Raw genomic sequence first — 13,210 nt, 5'->3', positions numbered from 1 at the left:
GTTTTTATTTGATTCTAAAATTTAAACATAAGAAAAAACAGAAAAATATTGTTTAACACTACAGAAAATGTATTTATTCTTTCTTCTTCCCCAATATCACATAACCGTTATCATCCGGCGAAATCTTTGACTTCCAGACGTTCAAAAACTCACGGTCTGCAATAGGTATCTTCGGGTCTTCCAACCGCTCTTCTATGAGGTCAAGCAGGTCGCCCGGATCCCAGCATACCGTATAGCCGTATTCATTCAAAAACCAACGCTTGCTTTCCAAAGCTATTCCGCCAAGCGCACGGTTTTCCATTTTATAATATGCACCTCGCAGTGTCTGCTTGTCAACAATAATCCGCCTTACCTCCATGGCGGTGTACAGATGCATGGTCTTAGGGTCGGTGTTGGGACCGTAGATGTCCGTGAGATAGTAATTGCCGCAACCTTTAAAAGTATGACTTGGTATTTCGCTGCCAAAATCCGTTGTAAATAGCGGGATAAGTCTGTTGTTGTCCGTGCAGTAAGTATATAATGAATCCGCAGTCGGCATATAATGGTGTATTGAGAATACCAGACCGGAACCACCTGTCTGGAACAAGCTAATCTCGTTGCTATAATCCGGTGCCATGTCCATCTGCGGGGATTTGTTTTCTAATAGGATATTCCCTTCCATGTCCTGCACCCAAGCCACCGGCTCACCCATAAAAGCAAGTTGGAGCACTGCCACCTGTTGTTTGTCATAGTCCACCTTTATCTTTCCTTTTCTAACCATGTAAGGCAGCGGGATGCTTCCAAGATAATTCCCCTTTAAGTCATAAGACAGTATTTGTTTCGTAGTCCATGGCAATATGTAAATACGGTTGTTGGCTTCATCAATCTGGCTATCATAAATCAGATCATATTCGCCTGGACCTTGTCCGATATTTCCTACACGGCATATAAACTTTCCCTGGCGGGTAAATAGTTTATATGGATAGTGAGCAACGTTTATTCCCAAATAATTGTCTGCCACGGTTATCATGTGGGCTTCACTCACCAATGCGTCTTCATTGCTATTGTCCAGCTTAACGACTTCCAAAGGCTCGAAGAACATGCTGAACGGTATGCGAACGGACTCTTTAACTGCAGACATATCACACGTTATTACCGTATCGCCGTTCACTACCGTCCGATTGGCAACTATACTGCATTTTTCTATCCACTGGGTATTGTCATTACTGTTTTCTCCACAACCAGCCATTAATACAGCCAGAAAGAGAATGCTTAGTTGAAAAATAGTACGCATAATATTTACTGGATTTAAAGTTAATAATTGGATATTTCTTTATTATTATAGGATATAGCGTAAAGATACTAAAGTTTAGTAGATATATAGCAATTATTACATTACATTTTTTTCGTAAATAAATAGAATATTATTGGCTTTTAAATTGAGAAAAAAAGAAAGCCGTTGACAACTTAACGTTATCAACGGCTTTTCTTTTGGTGATCCGCCTGGGGCTCGAACCCAGGACCCCAACATTAAAAGTGTTGTGCTCTACCTGCTGAGCTAGCGAATCATCATTATGTTATCGTTTTTCGATTACGGCTGCAAAGGTAAGAACTATTTTTGAATCTGCAATAGTTTCAGCCATTTTTTTTCGAAAAAACTTCATTTTTTTCTTGTAAGGGTATTTTATCCTCATCAGTTTCCATCTGTACATCAATATTTTCGGACAAAATAAACCTTTTATAATAAGACAAACAAAGTGTTGTCAATGGCAAAGCAACAATCAAACCTATAAACCCTAACAACGTTCCCCAAATAGACAAAGACAATAATATTATTGCAGGATTAAGCCCCATTGCCTTTCCCATTATCTTCGGAGTAAGATATAAATCCTGTATTGTCTGGACAATTCCTAAAACTAACAAAGATAAGCCAAATATAATCCAGAAGTTTTCACCAGTCTCAGCAGATTTAAGTAAACTAAGCAAAACCATAGGTATAATACCGATAGTCTGCAAATATGGTATAAGATTAAGAAAACCAATAAATAGCCCAAGAGTGACAGCTAAAGGGAAATTTATTATTTTAAACCCTATTGCCAATAAAACTCCTACACATAAAGCTATCAAAGACTGACCTCGGAAATAACGGTTCATACTCTGTTCAACATCAAAAGCCAAACCTGACACAAAAGGTCTGTAACGAACAGGGATAAGACGCATCCAACCTCTGGCTATACGTTCGTAGTCTATCAATATAAATATAAAGTAGAGGAATATTACAAATACAATGGTAACACTAAACAACACTGAAAAAGTGTTGGATAGTATATACCACATTTTGGGAGCTATCTGCTTGAAGGCATTGATAATATTTTCTTTACTAACCAAATCCATCAACTGGACTATATCCCAATTCTGTTCAAGATAATCTATCCATGACTTAGGAATAAACGGTATATGACTATCTCCCGGTTGATGAGAAGTCAACAAAACCAAAGTTTTGTCTGCTTCCTGAATAATTGAAGGAATTACCATCACCACTAAAAGTGATGCAATAAGGAGGCAAGAGAAAAGCACTGCAACTATTGACAATATACGATTCTTCAACTTAAGTTTATATTGGAAGAACTTCACAAACGGCTGCATCATATATGCCATAAGCCAGGCTATCAAAAATGGCAGTAATGCATTTTTTAAAACAGCTATCAAATAAATTATACCAGCTATTATGGCCAAGCTGAACATTATGCGCACAACACGGTCAAACGTAAACGGTCTGTCGAACATGGAATCCATTATATTTTCATTATCTTTAAATAAAATAAGATTCGGCTCGGAATAGCAAAATCAAAAACAAGTTTTTTATTTTGCTCTCCTCTCGCCTTTCACTATCTTTGTTTATTACAAAGATATACAAAGTATGATGACAATAAAGAAATTTTTATACCTATTATTTATATATTACAATCTTGCAATTGTAAATGCCCAAAATCTTAGTCCTATAAAGACATTCAATGATAAACCATTTGCTGAAGGAGCGATTTTTTCGTGTTATATCCATGATATTAACTCGGATAAAACAATTTGTGAACTTAATAATGAAATTATGCTTACTCCGGCTTCATTAATGAAGTTGGTAACTACTGCCGGAGCATTAGACATTCTTGGCAGTGACTTCAGATACAAGACAACCATAAGTTACGACGGCACAATTAAAGAAGGTGTTCTGCATGGTAATATTTATATAAAAGGTAGCGGAGATCCGACTTTAGGCTCTTCTCATTTTGCCCCGGAGTCAAAAGAATTTATAAATGAATGGATAAGCGCAATCAAACAATTAGGGATAAGAAATATAACCGGAGCAGTTATTGCCGACGAAAGTATCTTTGATTCTGAAGGTTTATCATTGAAATGGGTTTATGAAGACATGGGAAGTTATTACGGAGCTGGAAGCTATGGCTTGTCTGTTTTCGACAATATGTACAAATTGCAGTTGCGTTCAGGAAATCCCGGTTCAAAGCCTAAAATAATCAGCTGTAATCCTGAAAAAGCTGTAACTACATTTCATAATTACCTGAAATCAGCACAAGTCAGAAGTGACAGTACATATATTTTAGGTACTCCTTTCAGTAAAGAAAGATATTTATATGGTGTAGTTCCGGCAAACAAAGAATCAATAACATTGAAAGGAGATATTCCAGATCCGGCTCTTTTCATTGCACAAGATCTGGAAAGAGAGCTTAAGAAGAACGGAATATCTACAGACAAAGCTGCTTCGTGCTATAGAATTCTGAAAGAACAAGGAAAATGGAGCAGCAACAAAAAAACAGAAATAATAAGTACCTATTCTCCTACTTTGGCAGAAATAGTCCGAGTAACCAACCATGCCAGCCATAATCTTTACGCAGATGCTATAATCAAGACTGTCGGTCTTTCCTATAAAGCTCAAAAAGGAGAAGTTATTTCTTCATTCAATAAAGGTATAAACATAATAAAAGAATACTGGAAAAGTAAAAGCCTGGATGTTTCTGAACTTGTAATGTACGACGGAAGCGGTCTAGCTCCAACAGACAAGATAACAACAGCATTTTTGGGGAAATTACTGACAATAATGTATAAAGACGAAAAATACGGAAAAATTTTCGTTGAATCATTACCTGCTGCCGGTATAAGCGGCTCAGTCCGTAATTTCATGAAAGGAACGGAACTCCAAGGCAAAGCAAAACTAAAAAGCGGAAGTATGAGTGGTGTAAAAGGCTATGCCGGCTATATAGATAAAGGAGAAAAAACATATTCTGTTGTTTTCCTTATAAATCAATATAAAGGTAAGAGTAGCGAAATGACCAAGCAAATGGGAAACCTCCTGAATAATATTTTTTAATATTAAGGAAATAAGCCCCAATATATCCGGACCTAACTCAGCATGGGACCGAACCCAAATTGAACTGAGATCGAGCCCATGCTGGAATACACCCGAACCATATTTTGACTGATAAATTATAATCTTTATTGCTTGGCTAAAAATATAGAACGCTGCGAAAGGAAATCGTAGAACTTCTGTTTATAATTATCCGAAATAGGTATATATTCCTTACCGAACACAATACGGTTACGTTCTATCACTTTTATCTTTTCCGGCTGTACAATAAACGAACGATGAACACGGACAAAACGGCTTGCAGGCAATAAATCTTCCATTGCCTTCATACTCATCAAAGATAGCAATGGATGCGGTTCGTCTTCAATATATATTTTTACATAATCTTTCAAGCCTTCTATATATAGGACTTTTCGCAAATCAACCTGGACCAATTTATATTCCGTTTTTATAAATATGCTGTCAACTTCATCTTTTGCAGAGGATGACTGGCCATCTGATGACGGACGGCGAACCAATTCATACCATTGTAAAGCTTTTTGCGCAGACTTAAGAAAATCTGAATAACTGATTGGTTTCAACAGATAATCCAATGCATTTACTTTATAGCTATCAAGAGCATATTGTTCAAATGCCGTTGTAAAAATAATTCTTGTTTCAGGTGTTATAATCTTTGAGAATTCCATACCATTAAGCTCCGGCATCTGAATGTCAAGAAACAAAAGGTCTACAGGATTCTCATTTAACTCTGAAAGAGCATTAAGAGCACTGTTATATTTACCCTTCAAAGAAAGGTATGGTGTTTTTTTCACATAGCTTTCAAGCAAACTAACGGCTAAAGGCTCATCGTCAATAATTGCACAAGTTAAAATCATATTGCATTTTTAAGTTTTTGAGTTTTTGAGTTGAGATAAATAACATTCTCAACACATCAACTTTTTTAAATAGACAAGATTAACTCACTAAAATAATTCTCTCCTCTCTGTTCTGATGTAAAAGAATAATTTCCGGGATAAAGAAGTTCCAATCTTTTCTTCAAGTTTACAAGCCCTATTCCGGAACCACTTTTATCTTTACTTTCTTTTGGAAAAGAACTGTTTTCTATTCTACAAATAAGTTTTCCTCCATCAACTCTTATCGACATATCAATAAATGAAGGCTTATTATTACTAACTCCATGTTTGAATGCATTCTCAATAAGAGAAATAAATAATAAAGGAGCAATAAAAACACCTGTTGAAGATTCTCGATCAATATCTGTAGAAAGTCTTACATGTTCTGGAAGACGGATTCGCATCAGTTCTACATAATTATTAATAAAATCAAGCTCTTTTTCCAAAGGGACTTTGGGGTGAGAACTTTCATAAAGAACATAACGCAACAACCTGCTCAAATCATGAACAGCATCCTGAGCCCGTTCAGGACTGAAAACAATCAGACTATATATATTATTTAATGTATTAAACAAGAAATGAGGATTAAGCTGACTTTTCAGATTCTGAAGTTCCGCTTCGGAACGGCTCCTTTCCAATTCTTTTCTTACTGCTTCAGTTTTATACCATCTGTCCGTCATTCGGATTGCCACACTTAGAGCAGACACTAAAATATAAAGCATTATATTGCCAAAGAAAAAACCAATAATATTCCTTAACTGAGATTCCCTATGAGGTCGGCATTCTTGTAAAGAATCTGGTATAATCTGCATAATAAAATGAACCAGTATCATCGTAAAAGCAATCAGAATGACATTGGCAAGGAAAAAGCTTAGAGTCTGCTTTGAAAACAAGTAACGCTGAACAAGCACAAAATAATTCACATAAAAAACAAACATAAATGATAATGGAACAAGAACAAATCGAGTATAACTCTCAATAGTCACTGATTCATTTTCTCTTCCTGTGAAGAAAAAAGGCAAGCCAAACAATATTCCCCAAGCTACAATATGTATGATACCACCTATTCGCTTCACATTTTTACTTGAACCTGTATATGTATTCTGTTCCGTTACCATAAAATGTTTCTTTTTATCGTGCTAATTTAATAAGATTATTCATAACGTATGGCTTCTATAGGGTCTAAATCTGCAGCTTTCTTTGCCGGATACCATCCGAAGAAAACACCGGTAACAGTACATACAGCAAATGACAGAATAACGCTCCACGGTTGTATATAAATCGGGAAATGTGCCACCTGATTTACCAATAAAGCTGAACCTACTCCCAAAAGAACACCTATCAAACCACCTGTAACACTTATAAGGATTGACTCAATAAGGAATTGGGCAAGAATATCAATACCTTTTGCGCCAATACTCATTCTCAAGCCTATTTCACGAGTTCGTTCGGTTACAGAAACATACATTATATTCATAATACCAATACCTCCGACTAAAAGAGAAATACCCGCCACAGCCGCAAGCAAAACAGTCAACATATCAGTCGTATTTGTCAACATATTGCTTAGCTCTTGCTGACTACGAATTGTAAAATCATCATCATCTCCTTGTTTAAGTTTGTGATTGCGGCGAAGTATTTCTGAAATTTCATCCATGGCTTGTTCGGTATATTGTTCTTGTAAAGCTGAACATACTATTTCCTGTAAATGAGTAATTGCAAGAAGACGTTTCTGCACAGTAGTATATGGAGCAAGTATCAAATCATCCTGGTCCATACCCATTGTGTTATAACCTTTGCTTTCCAAGACACCAATAACGCGAAAAGGTATTTTCTGAAAACGGATAATCTTTCCTACAGGATTCTCTCCATTTGTAAAAAGATTGTCAACAATTGTTTTTCCTATAACACAAACCTTAGCAGCTGTTGTTACATCTTTTTCTGTAAACATTTCTCCTTCTTCAACTTTATATCTCCTGATTTCCATATAATCCGGAGATATACCATATACTGTTGTCGGAGCATTGTTTGAACCATAAATAGCTTGTCCACTACTATTTACTGAAGCGGATACAGCAGCGACATAACGAGTTTCATTTATTATATCTTCATAATCCTTAAGTTTCAAAGTCTCCATGCTGGAAGCATCCTGACGAACACCACCCACCATATCTCCTCCTGGATGAATCATAATCATATTAGAACCCATCTCGCTGATTTCTGCCTGAATACTCTTTTTCGAACCTTGTCCGATAGCAAGCATGGTGATAACTGAAGCTACACCAATGATGATACCAAGCATAGTTAGAAAGCCTCTTAGCTTATTGTTTGCCAAAGCTCGTATTGCTATTTTCAATAGATTTATCGTATTCATTTCCTTTTCTTATTTAATCATCGCTCTTAGGCAAAGCAGCCAAAGCCTCAGCCGCACTTAATATATTATCATTCTTAACGTCGGAAGTAATATGTCCGTCACGCAACATAATGTTACGGCTGCTATATTGTGCAATCTCAGGATTGTGAGTTACAAATATTATTGTTCTGCCTTCAGCATGAAGTTTCTGGAACAACACAAGAATCTCAAAACTTGTTCTTGTATCAAGGTTTCCTGTTGCTTCATCGGCAAGAATCACTGCAGGATCATTTACTAATGCTCTTGCGATAGCAACGCGCTGCATCTGACCACCAGACATCTGATTACTCTTATGATTAAGACGATCCCCTAGTCCAACTGCAATCAAAGCCGCAATGGCTTTCTCCCTACGTTCAACTGCACTGAAAGACGGATTATACATCAATGGTAATTCTACATTCTCGATAGCAGTCGTTTTTGGTAAAAGATTATAATTCTGAAAAACAAAGCCAATCTTCCGGTTCCGCAATGTTGCTCTCGCTCTTTTTCCCATTGTCCGGACAGATACACCATCGAGATAATATTCACCACTAGTTGGTGTATCCAGACAACCAAGCGTATTCAGCAAAGTACTTTTACCAGAGCCTGAAGTTCCCATTATAGTCACGAACTCACCTTCATATATAGTAAAAGAAACACCTCGCAATGCATGAACAACTTCGTCTCCTACAATAAAGTCTCTGCGAATATTGTCAAGTTTTATTATCTCTTTCATAAATTCTCCACTTATTTTCCTTTCTTATTTCCTCCCGGAGGGCCAGGCATAAACGGACTTCGTTCAGACTGGGCTTCCTGAACCATAGGCATTACAGAAGATATTTCAACAGCAACTTCATCTCCTTCTGCTAATCCTTCTTTTATTTCAGATACATTACTGTCACTTGTTCCGACTTCAACAATCTGAGGTTTTAGAACATTATTTTGTTTTACCCATACCATTCTTTTTCCTGCAGAATCTGACAAACTAGAATTGTCTGCAACCAAACCTATTTCCTGTAACAGCTGCATATCCGGGACAAAACGTAAAGACTTGTTCGGCACAGTCAATACATTCTGACGTTCCATAGTATATATTGTTACATTAGCTGTCAAACGTGGTTTCAACTTCAAATCCGGATTTTCCGCTGTAATTACTACCTCATAAGTTACAACCGTAGATGTTGAACTTGAAGACGAAGCTGAAGTTGAACTATCAGAGCTTTCACCAAGACGCACCTGAGAAACTGTTCCTTCAAATACATCTTCAGGATATGCATCAACAGTAAATGTAACTCGCTGGCCTTCTTTTACTCCTCCTATATCAGCCTCATCAACATCAGCTATAACCTGCATTTTTGTAAGATCGGCAGCAATAGTAAACAATGTAGGAGTTTCAAATCCTGCTGCAACAGTCTGTCCCTCTTCAACCGCTTTGCTGATAATAACACCATCAATAGGACTTGTTATGGTTGCATATTCCAAGTTTCGACGAACTTTCACCATTGCAGCCTGACTTTGATCATAAGCTGCTTTTGCCTTTTCGTAATTATATGTAGCCGTTTCGTAATCGTAATCGCTTATCAACTTTTTCTCATACAGCACCTTACTTCTGGCATAATTTTTCTGTTGGTATTCATATTCAGTCTTGCTACTAGCTAACTGAGCACTGGCAGAATTCAACTCGGCCTGAAGATTGACCTTATCCATTTCGGCGATCAGTTGACCTGCTTTAACCACATCATTATAATCGGCATATAGTTTGTCTATTATGCCTGATACCTGTGTACCTACTTCAACTTCCGTAACAGGTTCAACCGTTCCGGTTGCCGTAACAACATTTGAAATTGAAGTTCTGGTAACTTTTGCAGTTTCCAGACTCACAGTATTTCTTGTTTTTTTTCCAGCGAACAAGAAATAAGCACCTGCCACAACAATCACAATGGCGGCACCAATAAGAGCTTTCTTCTTATTCATAAATATTTATAGTTATTATTTTTATCTGTTTTTATAAAACTCCGCAACCCGAAGGTTGCGGAGTAATTCAAAAGAGAGTGGAGTGAATATCATTAGTGGTTATATGGAGACCTTTACAGGCTTCTTCTGATAAATATTCAGAAGCTCCATACTCATAATAGCCATGTATTTCGTTTGCAATACTTCCTGCTGTGCATTAAGAAGATTATTCTTCTCAGTCAACAATTCCAAAGTATTTTTCAAACCTAAATAAAACTGTTGTTCTATCAAATCATAACTTTGCTGCAAATATGAAAGTTTCTCTTTGGCAGAAAGGAACTGATTTTGCGAAGAAGTCGCATCAAGATAAATACTTTCTACCGTTTTCAACAGTTCTTTTTGTGTATCCAGTAAATTAAGCGTACTGGTTGTTACAGCAAGTTTAGCTTTATTATAAGCAGTTTTATGTTCTCTGTTTGAAAAAATTGGTATACTTAATGTCAAACCAATGCTTTCATTGAATTTGTTCCATATCTGACTTCCATAAGTATAGTCAGTACCTGAAAGATGCCCTGTTCCTATTCCGGCATTCAATGATATTGTAGGGAAAAATCCAGCTTTAGCCTTCTTTTTCTCAAGTTCAGCAATTTCGACAGCCAACTCGCCACTTTTCACCTCCGGCATAACAGCCAAAGAAGTAGAATATATCACAGTCTTTTCTGGTAAAGGAACCGTTACCTCATCATCACTAATCTCCGGCATGGAGAACTTCATCTCATCTGTGATATCAAGCTCGAGCAGCTGCTTCAATTGCAAGCGATAATTGTCCAAATTCGTTTGAGCAACTACCAGCTGGTATTTGTCAGTACTATACTGACTTTCCAATTGTGCCAAGTCAACTGCCGAAATAGACCCAACTTTCAACATCTCAATAGCTCGATCGCGTTGCGCTTTCGAAACCTCAACAGTATTCTCATTAATCCTTACAGATTCCATCGCATACATAACTTGCAGATATGTCTGAACAATAGCAATCTGTATATCATTCTCGCTCTGTTCGATAGATAATTCATCTACCTCATTCTGGATACGTTGTTGCTTCAATGCCTGATAGCGCTTACCTGCATCAAACAATGTCCAGTTTGCACTTACGGAATAATTTCCGCTATAACTATTGTTGGTTGCAGCTTCTGATGAAGGATAATTTACATATCCCTGTGTAACTGAAGCGGAAAGACTCGGGAACAATTGTGCTCTTGCCTGCTCCGTATCTTCCAAACCTGATTCATGCGCCACTTTACTTTTCTTTATTTGGATGTTATTCTGCAATGCATAATCCAAACAAGAACGCAAGGTCCAAACATCTGGTTGCTCCTGAGCCTTCACCTGCTTCGAGTTGAATAAACTTAACCATACTACCAACAAAACGAACCCTATTTGTTTCATCTCCATATTATCTTCTTTTCGAAAGCAAAATTAATCTGGGCAAATACGGGTTACAAACAAACTCGTCCAATGGGGTTATTTCATCGACAAAACTTATAAATAAAGACATAAAACGTGTATAAAACACATCATAATAATATAGGTAATATGCATAAGGCGCAAAGTCAAAATTGACTTTACGCCTTATGCATATTACCTATAGTTTAATTATATAATCATATTAAACTTAAACTGTTTGTTTAGAATGTCACTCTGCATACATCGCTTCTATTTCTTTTGCATATTTCTGCAAAACAACTCGTCTACGTATTTTAAGAGTATCTGTCAACTCTCCTCCTTCCATTGAGAATGGTTTAGATAGAAGTGTAAAACGCTTTATTTTTTCAAATCCTGCCAAATGCTTCTGCCTTTCCTCTATTCGTGATTCAATTTTCTTATATATCAAGTTGTTTGAAAGTAATTCTTCATCACTTTCATAAGATATATTCTGTTCGGCAGCATATTCCTTAAGTAAAGCTATGTTAGGAACTATAAGGGCACTTACGAATTTACGTTCATCACCAATTACTGCTACCTGCTCAATATACACATCACTTGAAATGCTCAGCTCTATAGCTTGAGGTGCAATATATTTTCCGTTCGAAGTCTTATACAAATCCTTTATTCTCTCAGTAAAATATAAATTACCATTTTCAAGGCGACCAGCATCACCAGTACGGAAAAATCCATCTTCAGTAAAGCTCTTTTTGTTCTCTTCAGGACGTTTATAATATCCAGCCATTACAGTTTTTCCCTTGACAAGAATTTCATTATTATCCGGATCAATTTTCACCTCCAAATCCGGCATAATCTTACCAATGGAAGAAACCTCATAATTTTCTTCAGGCCAGAAACAAACAGTAGCTGTTGTTTCACTAAGTCCGTAACCGTACTTAATAGGTATATTAACTGAAAGCAAAAACTCAGCAACATGTTCTGAAAGAGGAGCACCTGCAACAGGGAAAAATCTGCCACGCTGTATTCCAAGTACCTTTTTCAACAAAGAAAAAACAGTTTTATCATAAAAATGGAACTTAGCGCTCAATGCAGCCGGAGCTTTCAATCCTTTTCTCTTATAATCCAGGTTATATTCACGGCCTACAGCTATAGCATTTCTGAATACTTTCTGCATGAAAGGAGAAGATTTCTCTATCTTTTCCTGTACTCCTATATATACTTTTTCCCAAAAACGGGGAACATTACTCATAGCTGTCGGTCTGACTTCCGGTAATGTCTTTTGAATCATTTTCGGGTCATGATTTATAGCCACCAAAGCACCTCTTGTAAGACAGACACAAGTCCAACCTCTCTCAAAAATATGGGTTAAAGGCAAGAAGCACATTGAAGTATCCTTATCTGTAATTTGAGGGATTCTTATTTCATGCGTACGCATAGCTTCAAGATAATTTGCATGAGTAAGAATAACACCCTTTGGCTGTCCTGTAGTTCCGGAAGTATATATTATTGTTGCAGTATCAGTCGGTAAAGCCTGATTAGTACGTATTTTCACTGTACTTTCTGCATGTGCATTGTCTCCCAAACGGATAAAGTCGTCAAAATAAACAGAAGTCTTATCTTCAGGATTCAGTTTTACTGAAGAATCAAAAATAACCAAGCGCTTTAATATGTTCGGCAACTGACGCTGAACAATAAATGCATTATTATACTGAAGCTGCTCACCTACAAACAATGTATGTATCTGTGCATCTTCAACTATAAAAGCAATTTGTGATGGAGAGCTTGTTGCATACATTGGCACATCAACCGCACGGTTACCGTAAATACCAAAATAAGCATACAAACACTGCGGCATATTCTGAGAATATACTCCAATATTTTCCTGCACCTCAACTCCAAATTCAGCTAAAGCTTCAGCTGTTAATCTGACTTTTTCTGAAAAATCATTCCAAGATATTTTCAACCAATTTCCAGAAACCGCATCACGATATTTCAATGCCGCACGATTTCCATATTTTTCTGCCTGACGATGAATCATCTCGGCAAAGTGGTGATAAACCATAATAATTAAAATTTTTAATTTTCTGCAAAAGTACAATTTTAAAACAAACAAAAGGGACTGATAAGATTATTTTTACACACAATCGGGCTTTTTGTGCAATTTTCCAGAGC

At 36.8% G+C, this 13,210-nt stretch carries 10 protein-coding genes and 1 tRNA gene; 1 reads left to right on the top strand and 10 read right to left on the bottom strand.

The features are described 5' to 3' along the window. Positions 1-73: 73 nt before the first annotated feature. From ACYIAR_RS10600 to ACYIAR_RS10590, 3 genes are all read right to left on the bottom strand, one after another. Positions 74-1,273: a 6-bladed beta-propeller gene (locus ACYIAR_RS10600; protein WP_480329541.1), complete on the bottom strand. Its 1,200-nt coding sequence runs from the start codon at positions 1,271-1,273 to the stop codon at positions 74-76. 198 nt (positions 1,274-1,471) lie between these two features. Further along, positions 1,472-1,547, bottom strand: a tRNA-Lys gene (locus tag ACYIAR_RS10595). Positions 1,548-1,614: 67 nt separating this feature from the next. Further along, positions 1,615-2,775: an AI-2E family transporter gene (locus ACYIAR_RS10590; RefSeq protein WP_480329540.1), complete on the bottom strand. Its 1,161-nt coding sequence runs from the start codon at positions 2,773-2,775 to the stop codon at positions 1,615-1,617. A 124-nt stretch (positions 2,776-2,899) separates the two neighbouring features. On the opposite strand from ACYIAR_RS10590, the gene dacB reads away from it, so the two are divergent. Further along, complete coding sequence (dacB, locus tag ACYIAR_RS10585; protein WP_480329539.1) at positions 2,900-4,360, top strand: D-alanyl-D-alanine carboxypeptidase/D-alanyl-D-alanine endopeptidase; 1,461 nt, start codon at positions 2,900-2,902, stop codon at positions 4,358-4,360. 125 nt (positions 4,361-4,485) lie between these two features. On the opposite strand, the gene ACYIAR_RS10580 is transcribed toward dacB, so the two are convergent. The 7 genes from ACYIAR_RS10580 to ACYIAR_RS10550 form a co-directional block, all read right to left on the bottom strand. Beyond that, positions 4,486-5,232 carry a LytR/AlgR family response regulator transcription factor gene (locus ACYIAR_RS10580; protein ID WP_480329538.1) on the bottom strand — a complete coding sequence of 249 codons (747 nt, stop codon included), beginning with the start codon at positions 5,230-5,232 and terminating at the stop codon, positions 4,486-4,488. 65 nt (positions 5,233-5,297) lie between these two features. Beyond that, on the bottom strand, positions 5,298-6,368 hold the full coding sequence (locus ACYIAR_RS10575) for a sensor histidine kinase (RefSeq protein ID WP_480329537.1): 1,071 nt from the start codon (positions 6,366-6,368) through the stop codon (positions 5,298-5,300). 35 nt (positions 6,369-6,403) lie between these two features. Then, positions 6,404-7,624 carry an ABC transporter permease gene (locus ACYIAR_RS10570; protein WP_480329536.1) on the bottom strand — a complete coding sequence of 407 codons (1,221 nt, stop codon included), beginning with the start codon at positions 7,622-7,624 and terminating at the stop codon, positions 6,404-6,406. A 13-nt stretch (positions 7,625-7,637) separates the two neighbouring features. Continuing rightward, positions 7,638-8,378: an ABC transporter ATP-binding protein gene (locus tag ACYIAR_RS10565; protein WP_480329535.1), complete on the bottom strand. Its 741-nt coding sequence runs from the start codon at positions 8,376-8,378 to the stop codon at positions 7,638-7,640. 11 nt (positions 8,379-8,389) lie between these two features. Then, complete coding sequence (locus ACYIAR_RS10560; RefSeq protein WP_480329534.1) at positions 8,390-9,616, bottom strand: efflux RND transporter periplasmic adaptor subunit; 1,227 nt, start codon at positions 9,614-9,616, stop codon at positions 8,390-8,392. Positions 9,617-9,715: 99 nt separating this feature from the next. Continuing rightward, positions 9,716-11,041 carry a TolC family protein gene (locus tag ACYIAR_RS10555; RefSeq protein ID WP_480329533.1) on the bottom strand — a complete coding sequence of 442 codons (1,326 nt, stop codon included), beginning with the start codon at positions 11,039-11,041 and terminating at the stop codon, positions 9,716-9,718. Positions 11,042-11,288: 247 nt separating this feature from the next. Next, positions 11,289-13,100, bottom strand: coding sequence for an AMP-dependent synthetase/ligase (locus ACYIAR_RS10550; protein WP_480329532.1), 1,812 nt, complete (start codon positions 13,098-13,100; stop codon positions 11,289-11,291). Between the last annotated feature and the right edge of the window lie 110 nt (positions 13,101-13,210).

The organism is Parabacteroides sp. KHUB-01 (genome assembly GCF_056640935.1).
Note: the sequence above shows the minus strand (reverse complement) of the source record. Positions and strands in the feature narration are given on the sequence as shown.